The 20,936-nt window shown below is 40.4% G+C and carries 9 protein-coding genes; 2 read left to right on the top strand and 7 right to left on the bottom strand.

The features are described 5' to 3' along the window. Positions 1 to 200: 200 nt before the first annotated feature. The 3 genes from FLL46_RS11125 to FLL46_RS11135 form a co-directional block, all read right to left on the bottom strand. A complete protein-coding gene (locus FLL46_RS11125) occupies positions 201 to 887 on the bottom strand; it encodes a hypothetical protein (protein WP_142893584.1) in 687 nt (228 codons plus the stop codon). Further along, the gene (locus FLL46_RS11130; protein ID WP_142893585.1) at positions 887 to 8,176 is read right to left on the bottom strand and encodes an FG-GAP-like repeat-containing protein; all 7,290 of its coding nucleotides are present in this window, start codon (positions 8,174 to 8,176) and stop codon (positions 887 to 889) included. Before FLL46_RS11130 ends, FLL46_RS11125 begins: the two co-directional genes overlap by 1 nt. A 615-nt stretch (positions 8,177 to 8,791) precedes the next feature. Further along, positions 8,792 to 11,056 (bottom strand): winged helix-turn-helix domain-containing protein, encoded by a 2,265-nt coding sequence (locus FLL46_RS11135; RefSeq protein WP_142893586.1) that lies wholly within the window; start codon positions 11,054 to 11,056, stop codon positions 8,792 to 8,794. Positions 11,057 to 11,270: 214 nt separating this feature from the next. Here FLL46_RS11135 and FLL46_RS11140 point away from each other — a divergent pair, with 214 nt between their 5' ends. Then, on the top strand, positions 11,271 to 12,857 hold the full coding sequence (locus FLL46_RS11140; protein WP_142893587.1) for an amidohydrolase family protein: 1,587 nt from the start codon (positions 11,271 to 11,273) through the stop codon (positions 12,855 to 12,857). A gap of 86 nt (positions 12,858 to 12,943) precedes the next feature. Here the strand turns inward: FLL46_RS11140 and FLL46_RS11145 are convergent, their stop codons facing one another. From FLL46_RS11145 to FLL46_RS11160, 4 genes are all read right to left on the bottom strand, one after another. Next, positions 12,944 to 13,240: a hypothetical protein gene (locus tag FLL46_RS11145; protein ID WP_142893588.1), complete on the bottom strand. Its 297-nt coding sequence runs from the start codon at positions 13,238 to 13,240 to the stop codon at positions 12,944 to 12,946. Between the two features lie 413 nt (positions 13,241 to 13,653). Next, the gene (locus FLL46_RS11150) at positions 13,654 to 13,950 is read right to left on the bottom strand and encodes a hypothetical protein (RefSeq protein WP_142893589.1); all 297 of its coding nucleotides are present in this window, start codon (positions 13,948 to 13,950) and stop codon (positions 13,654 to 13,656) included. A gap of 313 nt (positions 13,951 to 14,263) precedes the next feature. Further along, positions 14,264 to 19,405, bottom strand: coding sequence for an RHS repeat-associated core domain-containing protein (locus tag FLL46_RS11155; protein WP_142893590.1), 5,142 nt, complete (start codon positions 19,403 to 19,405; stop codon positions 14,264 to 14,266). 183 nt (positions 19,406 to 19,588) lie between these two features. After that, positions 19,589 to 20,281 carry a hypothetical protein gene (locus FLL46_RS11160; RefSeq protein ID WP_142893591.1) on the bottom strand — a complete coding sequence of 231 codons (693 nt, stop codon included), beginning with the start codon at positions 20,279 to 20,281 and terminating at the stop codon, positions 19,589 to 19,591. Positions 20,282 to 20,532: 251 nt separating this feature from the next. Between FLL46_RS11160 and FLL46_RS11165 the strand changes: the two genes are divergently transcribed. Then, positions 20,533 to 20,928 (top strand): hypothetical protein, encoded by a 396-nt coding sequence (locus tag FLL46_RS11165; RefSeq protein WP_142893592.1) that lies wholly within the window; start codon positions 20,533 to 20,535, stop codon positions 20,926 to 20,928. Positions 20,929 to 20,936: the final 8 nt, after the last annotated feature.

Raw genomic sequence — 20,936 nt, forward strand, 5'->3', positions numbered from 1 at the left:
AACTATTTCGCAATAAACCAGTAAAGCAATGTTGTAATTTATTTTATATTGAGGAGGCTTTGACATAGGTTTGACTCTATGGCACAGCAATAAACCTGAATTTTTTAGTGTTTTATATATTTATCTACAACGTGGATTACCTTTATTAGTTTAGACATCATTCTTCGACAGTAGCATTTTATCTGAAATTGCAACGGATTTTATTTTCTCCAACTTCGCATTTCAATAAATAAATCATTTTTAGTCGCACTCCTAAATTCCTTTAACTCTGAATCTGTCGGTAATGGCAAAACTTCCTCTTCCCCTGTTTTATAAGCATTCTTTATATAATTATTTGCCAGCGCGTTAAATTCTTTAATAAAATCAGCGTACAGCTCCTGCTTTTGTATACCAACCATGAATAAATTTGTCTCTTCAGAGTTATATTTCGCCATAAATAGCTCACAAGGAACATGGCTAATATTCGCCACTTCTCCTCGAACTATTAATGACTTTGAATTAGTAATATTTTGAAAACGCTTAATCCAGTCACGTACAGTGCTAACGGAAATATCTTTAATGACAACCTGTTTCAAATTGGATCCATTAATAATAATAATACCGCTTTCATCAGAACTACCTAAAGCGATAAAACTATATCTCGCTTGAGATTCTGCCCCCGACTTTAAAACAATAAAATTTTCTATAGCCATATCAACTGAGCTAACTGCATCGGCTGTTTTTTGTAAAGAGGGATAATTAATATCCCATCCAGCAGCACAACGGTTAAGAATAGGAATATCACTGTGATCTTTTAGCTCTTGAATAGATGACTCATTCGAACAAGAAGACAGTATCATTCCAACAAATAAGCTAACAACAAAACTGAAGAAATATTTGTTCCACATCAGCAACCATCTCCGTCTACACAAACTTGTCCACGCTTGGTGTTATAATGGGTTCTAATATAATTTAATCCTGCTTGTGTTCGAATGAGATTGGTGAATCTAGTCGCATAAACTTCCTGCATATTAATCCCAATAACACGCCCTCCAATCTTTCTAGCGTCACTCCCTCCGAACCAACTTGCTGTCGAGTTATTCCACGCATGATACAGTTCATGTGCCAACGCAAAAGTTGAATTTTCATAAGCGGTGTATCCAGCAGAGGCTGTTGAGTAGAAAGGTACTGAATAATTTGGGTCAAAATGGATCGTAATATCATTTCCAAAAAATGGTGTTTCTACGGCAAATGTATTAGCTCTATATTTGAACGTAAACTCTCCTTCACTAACTGCTAAACCAGTCAGTAATTCTCGTCCTGCTTCAGTGGTCGAAATTGAGGATAATTGCTGAGAAATCGAATCAGCATACCCTTCAGGACCTTCGGTTGTATAAGAAAAAGTATTTTCTCCAACTTTAATCGAACCACTCGTTTTCTCTCCACCACTTGGGCCTGCTTTTTGATTTCCATCGAAACCATTCTTCGTTGACCAATCAGCAGTCAAGGCTGTGGCAAAGGCAGCGCTGTAGGCACCATTTGCGAATTTTCCACCGGAAATTCTAGAAACCGTTCCACCTACAACTGCGGACGCAATCACTTTTCCCCAAGCAGATTTTACGCCTTTAACGGCTCCCCCAAGTGCACTACCAACTCCAGCAGACATAAACCCTCGGCCGAAGTTACCGCCTTGGGCTTTACTAATTACTCCACCAACAATTCCATTTGCCACAAACCCTCCAAAGTCAACGCCTCCAATCATACTTGTTAGACCACCGATAATTGCGCCTCGCAATGACCCTGTCGTCAAATAATTTCCAATGAACGCGCCAAGAGGCCCTAGGTAAACAGTTAAAACAATAGAGACAATCTGTTTCCAATACTTCTTAATCGCCTTAAACAATTTCTTAAAGAAGAATCCACTTGGGTCCGTCATACTCAGTGGATTATTCAGCACATAACTATACCGATTATAATTCTGGAAGTTCCCTGGGCTTTGCACGTGAGGATCGGCCTGCATAAACCGTCCGATATTCGCATCATAAATCCGTCCATTCATATGAATGATATTTAAGTCTCGAATATGCTCATGGCCAGTATATCCACGATTAGTCGGTTGACTATAAACCAAACTTGCAAAATCGCTTGCCTGATAAATTTTGGTCTGTTTCCCCCAGGGGTCATAAACAAATTGCTGTGCCACACTCGCGCTTTTATCGGTAATCGAAATGGGGCTGCCTAGATGATCTTTATGCAAATAATGCTCGTCATCCGTTCCATTACTACGCTCTGTAATGACAATATTACCTAAACTCACTTTATGTTCAGTAATGGCAGATTTCCCACCACCAATACGATGTATTTTTTCGTACGCACCAATATAAGTCGTATAATAGTCAGTGGTTTGACTATTCTCAGTTCTGCGATCATGTTTGAAATAACGCGAACGATCAGTCCCATATAAAAACTCAGAGTACTGGTTGCTTTGACTGATTCGATTAACCTTGTCAAAGGAAAAGTAGCTGAAGGTTCGACCGGCACCATCATTGACAATATTTCCATTGCCGTCATAACTCATGCCGTAATATTGCGTACCACCAAAACCGCTGGTTTGATGAATACTGAGTAATCGATTTTTCTTGGTTCCGTCGTATTTGTAGTAACCGGTTCCATATCGATATGTCAGGTTCCCCCAATCATCATAATCATAATTTTGATCGGTCTGAAACTCGCTGGTTAAATCACTGTTGTCATAAACCGTTGCATCACGGAAATCTAGGCGGTTTAAGTTGTCATACGTTAAATTTTCTTTCCAATGGGTAAACCCACGATCATAGAAGTGATGCTCTCTTAAATTGATATTATGATTATTGTCATAACCATAATTGAGATAATGCTTAACAGTGGAGCCGATGTTTAGTTGATGATTCATCACTTTACCGTCTTCACTTCTATAACCGATAGTTTCCTTAGCGCCATTAGCGTAAGTGACCTGTGTTACCTGTCCATAGACATTCATTGCATCAACATTTTGATACAGTCGTCCAGTTTGCGTATTTTTCAGTTGGTCCAGGTAACCGTTTTGGTAAACATTCGTAATCGATAAATTATTGGGGTAGGTAACGGAACTGACCCGACCATAACTATCAAAACTGGTTGAGGTCGTATAAGTATCATTAACATGGCTGTTAACACTACTGATGATTGTGTCAGTTTTGTTTATCCGTCCATCATTGTCATAGATATAATTTTTCTGAAAGTTAGCGGTAGAGTCAGTGCCACATTCACTTAAGCTTTTATTGCTTCCATCAAACATTTTTTCGTTTAGCAAACGGCCGGTTGAATTACTATAATTCCAACAGCTCGTTCCTTCATTTTCATAGCGTCGAATTAAACGACCTGCAACATCATAGTCCAGATAGCTTTGATCGCCTTTTGCTGTTGTTTGTACAACGAGTTCGCCAAACGCGTTATGTGCATAATTCCAGGTGCCCTTATCTTGATCGACTGATTGAGTTTTGTTGCCGTAAGCATCAAAAATATTCGAAGCTCTGGTGGTTACACTACCTGAGCTATTCGTGGCAACAACCATCTTTAAATTGCCGTAAGCTTCATAGGTATAATCAAGCTTATTCCCCCTAACATCCTCGACTCTATCAAGCTCTCCCTGCTCATTTTTCCAGGATTTAGTACGATAACCTTTCGCGTCAATTGTTTCAGTTCTTAAGCCGTAATACTCTGTTTTAACCAACTCACCTTTCGGCTGTTTAATTTGAATGACTCTGTCAAACAAGTCATAAGTTGATTGAGAATAAAAACTACCAATCGTGCCAATAAATGGTTCGTAAACTTTATCTTCTCTTCCTCGGCTATCGTAACTTCTAGTAATTTTTGTCCAACCACCGGAAAAGTTTTTAGTGCGAGTTTCTATTTCTCTTCCCAGAAAATCAAAGTAAGCTTGCTTTTCAGGTGCGCCAGACTGAACGGCTCTAATTCGGTAATGCGCTCCACCATTGCCACAACTCACACTAGTACAAAATTCTCGGTGAGTGTTAACACTAGCGCTACCCGGTGCAGACTCTACGGTAGCCTGACCAAAACTATTATATTGTTTTGTAAAAGCTAACCCGTTAACCATGCTTGAGGTGCTTGAAATTCGGCCATTCAAGCTATTCGCTTTAACCCCGTTATAGCGATAATCGGTTCTAACCCCAGCAGCATCAATCGAATAATCTAACAACCGTCCATTGCTACTATAAGAGCTACTCGCTATACGCGCTTGTGTGTTACTACCATCGCTATTTTCTGCACCAGTTTTGGTGACTTTATTCTTATTACCAAAACTGTCATATTCATATTCAGTAGTTAGGGATTTGGTCGAACTATCCGGCCAAACTGTACTCCACTTAAGTAATCCGGGAACCGAAGTATGAGTTTGAGGATAATAACCAAAAGTGGTTTTACGGGACTGTGTACTCCCCGATCTTGATTTGGTTACAGTCGTTTGTGATAAGCGGCCTTTTTCTTTTTCCCAGGTGCTTGTGCCGTAAATATTATTTGTGCTGGTGGTTAACGCATTATTGGCATTATGATCACTGACAATAACCGTTGAGCTGGTTAAATTACCGTGTGGATCATAACCAAAACTGCTGTCGGTTCGGTTAATTTGATATCGAGTGTTGTCGGTACCAATTGAGTACGCATATTCAGAACTCGAGGCAATATATGGAAACACACCACCGTTACTTGTTGGCCCGGTATGTAAAACATTAGTGGCGTTATTCAGCTCGACATTAGTGGCAGTATATTGCCTGGTTGTCAATGGCATTCCAATAAAAGGAAAAGATTGATCATAAGTGGTTTCCGTTTTAATCCCCGTTGTCGCATCAATCGTCCGCGCCAATTCGAAACCGAGCATTCCGCGTCCCTGTCGGTGAACTAAGAAGCCACCATATTGATACTTCACTTCAACTTTAGTGGTTGCAGAAGTATCACTTTGCACACTACTAACCAATGCCATCCCGGACATTGGTGAGAAGGTTTTATGATCAACATCATCGGCTGCGCTATTGGAAATATAGACATTCGAGTCGGTCATCGGCCGATAGTTAATGTAGGTATTCGCCCCAAAACCATTGGTAATTTTTTTAATCACAAAGTCAGGTTTACTGCTTTTAGGCGCATAACTAATCCGCCAGCCATGTGAGCCATTTTTGCCTTCAAATAAATCAAGTTTACCATCACCGTCTGCATCACCGAATTGAGCAACCGCATCGGCTTCACGAGTTAAGGTTCCACGCGAAATATACTGAACTTCCTCAGCATTTTTATATTCACTCAAATAAACGGCCCAGTGAGTATTGGTCGTCGCCTTAAGAAAATCAGCTGCACCATCTTTGTTCAGGTCAATAAAATAGCTGTTGTCTTTAAATGTGTCGGTAGTGGCTCCTATAGGCAAGCTTTTACTACCCAAAAAAGTCTGACCATTCGATAATCGATAACTCCAGTTGCTTGAACTACTGTACTGAAGAAGATCTGTCAGACCATCGCCATTCAGATCTGCAACCCGCACATCTTCATAATTACCGAGGCTCTGTTTTTCAACCAAGCTGGTGCCAGTGGAAGTGTAGAGTTTCCAGTTTGTCGTCGTATAACTAGACCATGTGCCGCCAATATCATTTTCACATTCGTTTCGGCTTCCCGCAGGCACCGAGTTACCATTAACATAGCAAGTGGACGTTGTATCGGTAACTTTAAAAATCAGATCACTGCGGCCATCACCATTGATATCAACACCAGCCGCATTTTTCATATTTGCGGTATGTTTTTCTGTCCTGCCATTTAGGAAAGCGTTGCTACTGCTCGAAGAAAAATTGGAAAGAACAACCCCATTGGCAAAACTCCCGCCATTATTTTTATACCAGTAGAGCGCATTACCATTCTGGTAAACAATATCTTCCAAACCGTCGCCGTCGATATCCAGAACCTGAGACTTGCCATCAAATCCAATGGCTGTTTTTCCAATGCTGGCGACCTTCAAATCTTTAGGAACATCGTGTGTTTCACAGAACTGCCCACCATTAGGCATCGGCTCACAGCTTTGAACCTGATCGATCCAATTTTCAAACGACACGACATGCCAGCTTGATGATGCCGAATTGGCCACCAATAAATCGCGTCTTCCGTCACCGTTATAGTCAAGTGTTAACAGATATTGACTATTGCTATTACCAATATTGGTTAAAGTGCGTGTGGAAGTAAATGACGGCCCCAGCGCAACTTTCCAATAACTATTTTCCAGATAAACGATATCGCTAAATCCATCACCATTTAAATCAAGCACTCGACTGGAATAATGATTGGGTGCATTGCGTAATTTGTTACTTTTATTGCCAAACGGATTAAATCCTGTGGTGACAGTGACATCCCAGCAAGTTGTCGGCGTACCTGGTTCGTACTCACAATATTCCTGAGTGCTTTGACTAGCCGGAACCGGTCTTTCCCACTCAAACGCTGTCGCGGGATAACAATCAGTGCCGACACATTCCTGAACACTTTGCAGCATATAGTTATCCTCAGCGTAAGCAGGTGTGTCATAAGCAAACAGGTATTTCCGATATTCCTGACCGTGAAGCTTGACAGTAATATTGTTAAGCAATTGATCATTTAAAAATGAAGTGCCATTAATAAAACCTGCTTTAATGGCTGCATTTACTTTCGTCGAATAATTGGCTTCAACATACGCGTAAGGCGTTTGACTAAGTGTTCCATTACCGCCATAACTCACTCGCGCCAGATTACTATCGCCATTATTTTCGTTATATTCGAAAAGAATACTATTACCGCTAACATCAACAACCGCTTTCAGTAAATAAGCTTTAGCAACCGACTTGGTCGCCGAACCACTCGGCTCATTAAACGCATCGGCACCAGTTTCCGCGTTACTCCAATAATCCTTTAAGGTAATCGCCTGAGTACCTGTAACCGCATCGACATAGCCATAATAATGTACTTCACCAGACTTGGTCTCAACGGTAAATCCTAACGGCCCTGCAGTGTTTGCATTTCCATAAGCGGCTATTTTCGAAAAACCTTCAATTTCGGTGTGATACGTTGCACCACCCTGACCATGTGTACCGGATTTCAGCACCAGACGCTGGCCATTCAGACAGAAAGGATCGCTATTAGTTAAACTAATCCCGCTAATTTCATTATCCTGGGCCAGCGTTTTCGGGCAACGAGTAATCGCACCACCGGCAGATAACGACCAACCAATTCCAAGTACACCATCACCTCCTTGGCTGGAGTAATTCAATGAAATTTGCGGAGAAACGCCAGCAGTGCCTGTTGGTACCGAAATAGGAATAGAATAAGTTGCAGCCCCCTGTTCGTTGACCCGGAATTCACCGGCAGTCGTCCCCAGCGGTGTGCCTGTAGGTTGATTATTTAAATTGACTGAGTCGACATAATCAACATTTGATCCTGACATATAGGCATATTCATCAGCCTGGCCAGAAATATTACTGGTCGCCTGAATGTCATCGACGCCATCGTTATTCAAATCTGCAATTGTCAGACTATAGGCCGCCGCGGACCAGTCCATGCCGTGATCACCATCATTGAGCGTTTGACTGACGGTACCGTTGCTTTCAAGAATATAAGTGGTATCTCCCGTGTTTTTACCCTGCAATAAGATTTCTTGATAACCATCACCATCAAAATCACCAAAGTGAACAACAAAATTGTCAGGATCAGCATCCAGTTCGAAACTGGTATAGGAAGCAACCCCACTTGCATTCCAGGAAACAATAACATTAGGTAGGGTAGGCGAAATGACTATTGGGATAATGATTTCGCCATGCAGAAGAACGATATTTTTTTTACCCAACAATAAAAGCTCATCGCCGGGATTGGAATTGAGATCAGCACTAAAAGCACCATAAGCGCCGGCACTCCAATCAAGAATATCAGGCACGTCAGGATGAGTGCTTACCCAACTTCGGTGAAAGCCAGAAATACTGCCACCAACTTTGGGCGTTAAGCTAGAGGTTTCGCCAGAGTTAAGTGCTTGATTGAAGGCATCTTGATCACCATCGCCGTTAAAGTCACCAAGGATTTCATTAGTCGCGCCAGCGACGCCTGAAAAAATGGTGAATAACATTATACATAAGACAATGAGCCCCTTAAGGTTTTTCATAATTCCTCTGTTCCTGTTTTGTTATTTCTATTTTGAATCACTAACTTTTTAAACCAAAAATAAATATTTTAGGTTGTTTTGCTATTAAGCAGAGATAGTCGAGAGCTGTGACAAGCCAACTCATGCGCTCATTGACGCATACCTAAATTAGTTTTTTCACATTCAGTTTTTTCGACAACATCCCAAGTACTTGCACACTTAGTATCGAAAGTGAGTGCTACTCCAACATCATTGTTATCTTCGATTTTAAATACTTAAAATTTAACAATCATGTAAAAACCGAGAGCATAGCTTGACTAACATCTGAATCTAAACCGATACGCTAGATTGTATATTTTTAATAAAGGACAAGTTGGTTGAACAAATTCTTTAGCTAACAAAAGTGAATTGTTGATGCAGACTTACCGGAGTGCTTATAAAAATCTCCGTGTCATTTTTACTCTTTGAACTTTTTAACTTTATCCTAGTTTTTTTGCTCCTTGCAAAGTTCATTATCAGAAGGTATGTATAAATACTAAAAGTACGCCCACAGGGCAAAAATACTATTCAATTAGAAATACTATTGCAACAACTTTATAGCGAATTGAGCGAACAACACGCAAATATCTCACTATGTTATTTTTCTAAAGTTTGTCGAATATTTTCCGCAAGCATTCTCTCATACTCATCGCCTCCTAAACCGCTCTGAATAAAGAGTTGCCGCATAGAATAATAGGCAAATGGCTCTGCGTTCGAATCAGGTAACCAACCATCAGCCATTAATCCGCGCAGCATATCTTTTACTTTTTCTGTTTGTCCACGAAAGACCAACCAGTCAGCGACATATAAGTCCTGAGGGTATTCAAGGTTCGCTAATTGGCTATCAATCTGGCTTGCAATTCCTTGCCAGTTTTTATCACTCGACTTAGCCCGTAGTAATTGCACGTAAAAGATTCCAAGATAAAAATTATTTTTCGTTATTTCGACTTTTTCTAACTTAAATTCAGGAACTGCTCTTAAGAAAAGTCGTTCTGCCTCTTCATACTGCCCACTAAAAAACAACGACTGTGCATAAGGCATATCGAATTTATTGTTGTCGTGGTGCAATTGACGTCTTTGGTTAAAGACTTTTGCCGCAGCGTCAAACTCTCCAAGTGCTACTTTTAATGTTGCCTTCACATACAGCGTGAAAGACGGATTCAGATTTTTTCCCTCAAACTCTTCAACAATCTGACTAACACGATCATGCTTACCGAGAGATAAAAGAACCTGCGCCTGAGTCAATCGATAATTGGGTTGCCGTTCTAACATAAGCGGGTTCTCGTCAGCCCAATTTAAAAAAGCCTTTGCTCGCGAAGTTGTCAATGGAAAAAAATCAAGTTGCTCAACGGGGCGATTATGATAATCAGGCTCAAGAGTCAGTGCTCGCTGATAATAATACTCAGCTTGAGAGACTTTGCGCAGGTTTAAAAAGGAGTACGCCAGACTTCGATTAATAATCGGTGACATTGGCGATAGTTCATAAGCCTGTTTGGTCATCTCCAAAGCCTTGTCGTATTGTCCCATATCCCTGATTAGATTGCCGTACCACATGTAAACAAATGGATAATTCGGTGATAGCTGAACAGCGCGATCAAATAGCTTCTCAGCTTCTTCACGCTGTCCCTCGCTATTCAAAAGAAAGGCTTTGGCGGCAATAGCTTGTCCAAGATCAGGTTGCTTGGACAAAGCACTATCCAGCAGCGGTTTACATTTCCTTAAAGCCTGTGACAGATTCAAGTCTGAATAAATATATAAAAAATGATAAGTTTCGCAAAGTGCGACAGAAGCGAGTGGAAATAATTTTTCTTCGAGTTGCAACTGTTCAAGAATTGATTTTGCTTGTTCAAGACTGTTTACCGTTCTTTGCTCCCACAAATGGCGGGCCAACAAATATTGATCGAAAACACGCTTTTCTACAGCACTTTCAGAAAAGGTATTGACTGATTGCTGCTTTTGAAACAGGGCAAGCAAATCTTCAACAATCAAATCCTGTAAGCCAAACAAATCCCTTTCGCTACCTTCAAATACCTTCGCCCAAACGACTTCTTTATTGTTGACGTTCTCAAGTTGCAGAAATACGCGAACTTTTCCAGCTTGCTGGCTGATGCGGCCTCTTAGAATTGTTTGCGACTCAACAACGTCATTTTCCGACTGCAGATTAATGATTTTAAGCCCACCAATATGCATCAGCTGAGTTAACAACACGTCGTTCAAAGCGGATAGTCGATCAGATTGACTATGTTGCTCGAAACGTAGTTTGACAAACGCCACCGAGGAAATTTTGTTAATTTTCAAATCAGCGGTCGGAGTTTGCTGCTCAATCGTTGCATCATCTGGCCCCAATTCATACAAGAACAATAGCCCAACAAGCAAAATAGCTGGCAGTAATACACCTAGCCAACGATAGCGGCCGGTCACTTTCGCTTTATTTTCATTAGTTACTTTTGGCTGCGCGTCTGGCGTGGTTGCTGTTGGTGATGGCAGTTCAACCGGCACAATTAACCGATATCCTTTTCCTGAGACTCTTTCAATAAACTGTTTCTGTTTGCCGGTATCACCAAGCGCTTTACGCAGTTGTGCAACCGCCTGATAAAGCGAGCTGTCAGAAACAACCTGTCCAGGCCAGATTTTCTCAAATAGTAGTTCCTGACTGACCGGCTCTCCAGCCTTCTCAGCCAGACAAACCAGTAATGTCATCACTTTAGGAACGAGAACGACTTCTTGCCTGTCTGCTTTAATTTCATCAGCATTAGACTTATCATTTCCGCAACCGCTATCAGCCAGCTCGTTTCGGCTAATGCGATTAAGTGCAGGTTCTACTGTCCACTTTCCTAGTTTGAATGTTGATTGAGCGCTCAAATGTCTTCCTATCTGAAGGTAATGACAAGGGTTATTCTATCAAAATACTAGCATCTATCTGATTGATTTTTAAGGATTAAGAAAAATTTTAGAAATTTTCAGACTATTTTTAAGCATTCAATCTCTGGTCAATGGCACAGTCACTACTCGACACAATATTAACGGCTAATTTTCAACAATTAAAACACTTTGTTGACGCCTATGAGGACAAATAATGAACCAACCGAGTAAGAGATTTTATTTAATATCGCAGATACGAAACTACTTACGTTCGTTAGAACTGGTGCGTACTTTTACCCTGTTTAGCCTTTCAATACTTTCAGGGCTTTCTATTTTCTGCGTTGCCGCGAATATCCCCCCAAAAAATTTAGCGGCAGATGAGCTAGTAATCAAAAACATTACCTTAATTTCTCCAGAGCGTCACACAGCTTTGGAAAATGCTTATGTTCGAATTGTTAACGGGGAAATTAAAGAAGTTTCTACAAAACCAATCATCTCACCGAATAATGCAGCGCAGATTGACGGAACAGGGAAATATCTTACGCCAGGTTTGATGGATTCCCATGTCCATGTTTCAAGAATGCCCGGAATAGTATTCAAAGGTAAAGATCCGACAAAATTGCTTCAGCTGCAAAACTCATTTTTAGCTCAACAACCGAGAAGTTATCTTTATTTTGGTGTTACTCAATTACTTGATCCCTCACAATCAAAACAGTCTATCGTTACCTTTAATTCCAGCCTACAAAAACCCAAGCTTTTTCATTGCGGAGCGGCACCAATATTGGGTGGTTATCCAACAGTCTGGATTGACAAGCACGAAGCGCCGAAGGTTTTTGACTACATCATTCTGGATCAGGACACGGCTCAGTCGTTGCCGGAAAACATTGACCTTGCTCAACATACGCCAGAAGCCGTTGTCAGGCGCATGGCTGAAGATGGCGCTATCTGCGTTAAAGTATTTATTGAGGATGGTTTCGGCACGGATAAAAACTGGCCGCTAATCAGCGAGGGATTATTGCTCAGAGTAAAGAAAGCCGCCAAAAAACACGGATTAATCATGTTGGCTCATGCAAATGCTATAGATATGCAAAAAATTGCTCTGCAGCTTGAAGTGGATGCAATTGCACACGGCATGTGGAATTGGAATCAATACGACGGACACAAGGGATTGCCTATTGAAATTCGTGAAATACTGGATGGCGTGATAGAACAAAACATCATTTTTCAACCGACCTTTAATGTAATGGATGGATTAAAAGGCGTTACAGTTCCGGGCGTACTCAACGAGCCACTTTACCAAAAAGTCGTTTCGAAAGCTGCGCTGGATTGGTATCACTCGAAGGAAGGACTGTGGTTTAGAGATGAAATGGTCAACGGGTTTGGAGACCTTCCGCTGGAAAAAATACATCGACGCCAGGATATTGTTATCTCTCAAGGCGAGCGTGTAGTTCAGTATTTAGACGGACAAAATTATCCATTAGTGCTCGCAAGCGATACACCATCGTCACCCACATTCGCAGCACAGCCAGGCTATTCGACATTTGCGGAGTTAAAACACTTACATAAAGTAGGTGTTTCGTTGCAACGAATTTTTGAAGCTGCGACTATCAACAATGCGAAAGCATTTAAACTGGATAAAAGTTATGGAACTGTAGAACCAGGGAAAGTAGCCAACTTGTTGATTCTTGATGAGAGCCCTTTAAAAACAATTGAAGCTTATAACGCAATTGATAAAGTAATTGTTAATGGTGAGGTGATTGAAAGGGAATCTCTGGCTGTTGGTAATAGCAAACATCAATAGAGCACAACTAATAAAACCTCGAACAAGCTCATAGAGACTCGTCGAGGTTTCATCAATAATCTATTGCAAGAATATGAGTGCAATTATCACTTCAAATATTTTTTCTCATGAAATAATTGATAGTGAACTGTCTTTTTTACTAATTTAGGTATGCCAAACTCATAACTCATCACCCAATCAGTAGTAACCTTGGTCGCAGGACAGCTCACATATCCAGTTGAACTTTCGTGAGTATCCACCAATGGAATAGTAAAAACATTGACAGGCATATATTCACATTCAGTAACGTAGGTGTTACCACCTGTTTGTACTGCACTAGCATTTATTGAAAGCAAGATGGAACTGGCCATTGTAATAGATGTTATAGTTTTTAAAAGTTTCATATAAAAATCCTTATTGATTAGTTTAGAAAAAAAATTAATTAGATTTAAATCAAAATTTGTCACTAATTAACAAGGTGATTTTTTCAGAAATGACACACAAAAGATTTTAAATATTCGCCAAAAAGTAGTACATATTCGCCACATGAGTGATAACTGCATAATTTTGCTCCCCCCCACAAGAACCTCACTTAGTGGCAAGGCACAATTAGTATCTAAGTCTAAACTTGTTACAGTCATTATTTTTGAGTTTCAGTTCTCAGCTACTTTGCGATTAATAAAGTAACTGTAGATAAAAGGGGAGCAATTGTCGTTGGCAATAGGAAATACAGGCAAAACTCAATGACTAAAAACCTCGAACAATCTTAGTGAGATTTGTCGAGGCTTAATTAGTTGTCTGTCGAGAATGATGATTGTCACTTCATATATTTTTTCTCATAAAACAAATGATAATGAACTGCTTTTCTCACGTACTCGACTTCTCCGCTATCAAAATTATGCACGATAGTATTCACAATTTTAGTTGCAGGACAAGACTTGTAACCATTCGTACTTTCAAGGGTATCGACCAGAGGAATGGTAAACTCACCGACCGGCATGTATTCGCATTCAGTGACATAGGTTTTTCCTCCAGTTTGCACAGCATTGGTATTAATTGAAAATAGAATAGAGCCAGCTATCGCAAAAGAAGTTATAGTTTTTAAAAGTTTCATATAGAAATCCTTATTAATTACTTTGGCATTGAACTCATTAACAATTGGTTTTTGCAAGTGTAATTCTTACAAACTCCAATTTTGTATTACTCGTGAATTGACTAGCAACTAGCTCCTTCCACGTAAATATATAATAAGATCAATAACCACTGTTACTATTGAAACAAGGAAGCAGGTGATTGTGGTAACTATCAGAAATTCAAAAAAATCAGTTTCCCACTTCCAAATATCAAATACAAAATCAAGTATCCAAACACTAAGAAAACTCAAGAAAAATAGACTCACAAAGTACTTTGTATAGAGTAATTTTAATTTAGTCTTTTTCATCTTTAAAATAATCCATTACAGTATTTTTTACGTCACTACCAGCGCCCACAATATCGGCCCCCAAGTCAGTAACAAACTTTCCGAAAGCGTTAGGAGTACCTTTTTTTCCAAATAAAACATTATTAGCGCCAACTGTCGCATTGCTTAACCCTTCTCCAACCACAGAACCCAAACCTCCAAAAATAGCCCCTTCAGTGGCAGAACTCCCTAATGCATCGAGCGAGGGGAAACTTCCATCCGAATCACCCTGTAAACCATCAACTAGGCTATTTGTGACAGTTCCTAGAGCACCTAAAGTCGCACCAACAGCTGCATTCCCACCAGCATTCACAGCCATGCTTTGAGCAGCTGTCAGCCCCATACCTGCGACACTCGCGCCAATTGACTCAGCTAATCCCACTCCAGTAGCACCAACAGCCGCTGCAACCGCAACTTGCGTATAATCAACATTATCAAAGCCTTTTGTTAAGCCTTGAGCAACGAAATTAACCCCGCCTCCAACGAGTGCACCAAATAAAACCCATGGTGCCTCACCATTAGGATCTGTAAATTTATAAGGATTGTTATTAGCATAAGCAAACCTGTTAAAAGTATATACATCACGATAGCCTACTGGATCATTCGAATAAAACCTTCCAATAACAGGATCATAATATCGAGCCTGCATGTAGTTAAGTCCAAGACTCTTATCAAACTTGTGGCCTGTATACCCAACCTCATCTTTCGGCGTTTCAATACTTTCACCAAATGGCTGGTAATGCATATTTGCAGTAACCGTTCCAGATGAATTAGATTCCGCAGCCGGACTTCCTAAAAAGTCTGTGTGCACATAAGTGATTGTTGAACCTTTTTTGCGAGCGACTAACTTTTTACCCAGGTGATAATAATTAACATGAGTTCCGTTGATTTTTCGGTAAACCAACTGTCCATCACGTGAATACATTGAGTAGCTAGTTCCTTGGTCATCAACAGTTTTAACACGCTTACCATTACCATCATAAACATAAGAACCGGCATCCGATGAATACATTTGCTCAGCAGTGTTGTAATTAAAAGTATGAACACCATTGCTAGTCACATTACCTTTATCGTCATACTGGAATGAACGCGATAAATAGCCGGTCACTGAAGCAAGCTGTTTATTGCTGTTGTAATGATAATTAAGAGACTTATTACCGATTTTGTAGAAAGTGATATTCCCCATCGAATCATAAGCGACCTCACCAGTACCAGAATAACTGTCAGTGATGCGATCTAGTCGATCAAGCCCATCATAAGTCGCTCTAAAATCATAAACATTTTTATTGCTGGAAATTTGATCATCCCAGAAAGTTAGATTGCTATTCGCGTCATATGTAAATGCTTGTTTAATTGCGTAGACATCGACAGCCCCATCAGGTCGTCTAGCGGCAACCGCTCTACTCGGCGCTGAGATTGTTGCCGACGTTGTCGCTGTACCGGCAGACTCCAAACTCCGAGTTGCTATAGGCGGATTCTTAATGGGATCGATTCCAATCGGTTTAATGCCTATCGGATCAATTGGTGTCAGACCACCGCCACCACCACCTTGTTGAGTGATTTTGTCGTAGGTAGTTGATGGTAACCCTGAAGTGTTTTGGGTCATCTTATAGTAATAGTCATTACCGTACAGATGTGATTTTAGTGCGCCATTTGCATGGTAAGTCGCGTGCGTCGCATGAGCTCCTGCAGTGGTTGGCTGTCCTAGCGCATTAGGCACGAATGCGATTTTAGTACCACTTGGATATCTTAAGTCACTTAAATGGCCATTACTGTTATAGAAATAATCCAAAACAAAATTATTTGAATCAACCGATAATGTTTCTTTCTCTAATAACTTCTCACTGTTGTATGTGTAAGCGGTAGTAACATTACCCGCAGTTAATGTTTTTAACAGATTATTTTTGTCATAAACAAAAGTTTTATCCGGGCTATTGTCAGCATAATTAATACTACGCACGTTTCCTAAATTATCGTATGCATAGGTGGCTTTATCGCTTGAACTCACTGAATTATCACAAGAACCAGTGCTGCTTGATACTGAACTTCCTTTTGCGCTCCACAACAACTCGTTGAGTGCGTTATAAGAGACCGCAGTATTGCCTACATCTGGACGAGTTGTTTTACAGTGTCTTTGATAACCATCATAAACACGACGCTCGGTAATACCTCCTTGAGTTATCGAAGTTAAATTGCCAAAAATATTATAGTTAAGAGTGGTATTGGTATTTTCTGGCGCAGCAATATAAGTCGCCAAACTTTGACTCGGCGAACCATAAGCCAAATACGTAGTGGTCGTTTGATGACCTTTATTATCATTAACACGAACTCGATTACCTGATAGATAACTGTAGCCGATGGAACCAGAGCTCGTATTGTCATCTACATTGACGACTCTTCCCAAAGCATCATATTTCGTTTCTCGGCCATAGTTAGTCGTTGAACTCAGCCAGGGATTACTTTGGTAAGTCGGTCGATTAAATGCATCGTAACTTGTTCGCGTATAGCGAGTCGTTGACGATTTAGCTTTATCCCACTCTTTGATCATTCGAGGACGAAGTAAATTATCAAAGTAGGTTATTTTTTGATAGTTACCGCGCGTAATGGTTTGTTTTAGCATGCCGCTAAAAACGTAATTTAGACCGTCACTGCCTGACGTTGTCGTGTAACCAATAGTGGTATTTAACCAACGGTTATCACAAGGATCAATTAAAGTTAAACGACCAATAGAATTGTAACTATATCTGGTACAGTGGTTTTCAAAATCTGTTACTTTGGTAACCAGGCCATCATTGTTAACTTCCAGATAAGCATATTGGCTAGTGGTACTTTTACTTTGAGGCGTACCAATAGTTTGCGCTTTACCCCGCTTGTAATTTGAAAACTCAACCCATCGGCTTGCACTATTATAACTTGCCCCATTGTATTGAACTCTTTTCGGCAAACCGGCTTGCACACCAGAGGTATGATACGATTGATTTCTTTTATACCAACGACCAAATTCATAATGATAATTCGGTTGCGACTTATACGACCCTGTTGCACTGTGATAAGTGGTTTTAGAAACTTCCGTATAATTCGAATCACTTGATGAAACTTCTGTGCGGCTATGACGACCTAAAAGATTGTAGGTTTTATCATGATTGTAATAAGTTTTGGTGTACTTCTTTTTATTACTAAAATCATTATACTCGTATGTTTTCTGCGGCAAATCATAAACATCAAAATCGCTATAAGTCGTCGTGTATACATCTCCAATTGTGACAAAGTTTTCCACTTTTTTTGAAGTTAATTGCTTTCTTGAGGCAGCGTGACCTTTAGTGATATCGGCCTCGGTAAACGCATCAGCGGTGAGGGAAATTGCGGTATACATTAGAGGCTTACCATGATACTCACCATCAGTATACTGGTACGAACTACGCTTTAATAACGAGCCATGCTCATTGTAAACTTCGCTATATAAAAGGTTTCCTGAAGTCTTGCCATAGCGACGATCAAAATACTGAATCGTTTTACTATTATCAGGATTAATCGTGGTCGTCGACTTAAGATGTGCAGTTTCAACGCCAGAAACACCAAGACTGAGTCGGTGGCTAGAATTAATACTATCACCTTGATAAACACCGTCATTGTCGGAATAGTCATAATTCCAAATATACTCTTCGCCATCCGACATCGTTAAAGTTTTAGTGGATATAGCAAATAAGTTCGAAATTCTTGGAATAAAATACGTGTCGTAGTTGCGGCGTAATGGATTAGGACGACGAATTTTAGGCACTTCAGACTGACCCTGGCACACTTCTTCCAGAACAAACTTTCCTTGCATTCCTTCTGGATGCGTCATTTCGATAAAGTCACGCGTACCACTCTCAATACACTGGATCCCGTGATGAGGCGCCTGTGCATGCTCGGCAACGTTATTTAAGATCCATAGACTATTGTTGCTGGTTTTATCGTGACTATAACTCCACTCTTTATTATCCGGACGAACAACCGTTTTCAGTGTTTTGATTCGATAATCATCATACCGATAATTCCATGTCTTGCCGTTTGCAGAAATCGAACTGACTCGGTTACCGGAATAATTAACCGTTATGGTACGTCCGTCATTGGATGTTATCTGCTTAAGACGACCATCACTGTGATAACTATATTTAACCCAGTTACCGAAACGATCCTCCACGCGGGTGGCCTGCATAAATACAAAATATTGTGGATATTGCACAGATTCGTCAGGGTCAGACGGCCCCACAGCTTCCATAGGACAAGGTCGAGAGGATCCATTACATGGGGTTAAACTCATCACTGGAGATAAGTTAAACGGCTTTAGTGATTTAACCGTTCGCTGCTTACCCATGGTGTAAACCACACCGTTATCGAGCGTGATCTTAAAACCTTCGGTCCCGTCGCTGTTAGTGATACAGGTCACCTTCCAGTTACGATTGTTATAGCGCTTATAGCTTCCGGCCTTTTCCGTGAACTTGGCCGAACCCTGCCCAGGAATCGAAACGGTATCGCCATTCCAATAACTATCTTTGCTCCCCTGATAGGCTTGGGTTTGATTGTCACCGAGCCCATAGGAGACATATTTAGAAAATGTCGGGTTAGAGTTTAAGCGGCGCGAACAAGCCTTGCCCACAGCCCAATAGGCATTCTTCGCATTGCCTGATTTGTCAGTAATGTAAGTTGAGCGAACATGAGGAATCGATAAACTCCAGTTCTCGAATTCACGCGTTTCACGAAACCAGGAATCAGGATCGGAAAGTGTTCGAGTTATCGTGACAGGAAGTCCCGAGTTTCCGGGAATACTGATATCAGTCTGAGAAAATGAAACACTACCCGATGACGGATCAATTTGATCACCAAACAAATCTGTCGTCAGCGTTGGAATCTCGGGCGTGATGTTATTTTGCTCATGGAAGTTATAGCCATAATCTTTCACTTCTTCAGGTGGTGCATTGCCGCCGAAACCACCACCAGGCCCGAAACTATCATTTGCATAAGATAGCTGGCCCGCAAATAAAAGACATGAACTTAGTAATAAACGTGGTATTGAAAGTCTTTGTCGCATATCGCGATGTGGACTTTTATTGGAAGGATTTGATCCCATAAAAAGCTCCTTAATAAATAGAGTAAATAAAACACTGCGCTTATTTTTCTCTATGTTATTAAGAGGCCTTAATTAACTATATTTCATATCCGCCAAAAACTAGTACAAATTCGCCATCAAAATTAACCCCTTACAAAACAATAAGTTAGAAAACATGAAGTTCAGTTAAAATGGCGAATACAATCACTTATTTTCTTCAAAAACGATAATATTGATCATTCTCTCATGGTTACCATCAGCAGATGTTTGAATATTGATTGACTGTAAATGTGGCCAGTCGATATAGTCGGAAGGTTTAATGTCAGCAGAATTCGGGACTCTAACTCGAATATTGCAAAGTGTGGTTTTGCAGCGGATTGACTCCAATTCACCAATGTCTTTTAGTGGCGAACTCTCATAATAGAAATACTCCAGGTCAGCTTGTTTTTGTTGGGCCCAGTCATCATCAACAGACTCAAGTTCGAAAGCATCAACCGGTTTTAACTCGTTGATTTGGCTAAGTGTCGCTTCAATCATTGCGAGCTGATTTTGGTTTAACCCATACAAAGCCGAGTGAATTTTCTCAATGGTTTCAGTTTTTCCACTATTTGTCGCGGTCACAGGTTGCTCGCCTGTTTGCTTCTTAGCCGGTTGATTTTTAGACGATTCATTGTCAGCTTTTTGTAACTCCCTGATTCTGTTTTTAACGGCAGGGTTTTCAACAACTGAGTTTTTAACAGCAGAGCTTGCAACGTCGCTTTTATCATCGATTGAATTATCGACTTGCCCAGGAATCTGATTCTCTGGTGTTAATTCAACAACATAATACTGATACACAATTAATACCAGGGCCAGCACTGTCAGTCCGCTAATAAACCCTAAAACAAAATTTCTCACTCAATTTCTTCCTTTCTCAAAACTTGTTACTAGTTACCTTTACATACCTCAATAACAAGGCATAATAACGCAACTTAGCAAATTGAGATACTTGTGCTTTTAGCCAGGGTCTATAGGTCATAGGTATCAACAAAACACAGATGCCGGCCAATTGCGGATACCACTAACAACTGATAAAAATACGAATGACTCAATTATCCTAAGTACTTATTTAACTAGATATAGATTATTTTATCGTAGAGGGAAGTAATATGAAACTGAACCACTTATACGGAGCAATACTGATATTTTGCTTACTTTCATTTCCGAAAGCTGCGGAAGCTGGCGGGCCAACTTATACAAAATGTGTCTATACTCATAACTATGTTGGTAATGACCCAGAAATGACATCCCATGCAGTTAACGGAGTTTTTCACGTTCGTCACGTGGCGCCAGGTAAGAACTGTCCTCTTCCACCGGAAGAGATTATTCACCCCAAAAAAATGGTTGACGGCAGAATAGTGAACACTCAATTACCCCACACTTTTAATTATTCTCACTCTCAAGGCAATACAGTGATTTATCGGGGTAATACCGACAAAAAAGAAGAATGTTTAATTGATGCTGCGGGCAAACTCGTCTATGGCGAGAATGTGAAATTCGAATAACAAAAGAA

This window comes from Aliikangiella coralliicola, from assembly GCF_007004725.1.
Classification (GTDB): Bacteria; Pseudomonadota; Gammaproteobacteria; order Enterobacterales; family Kangiellaceae; genus Aliikangiella; species Aliikangiella coralliicola.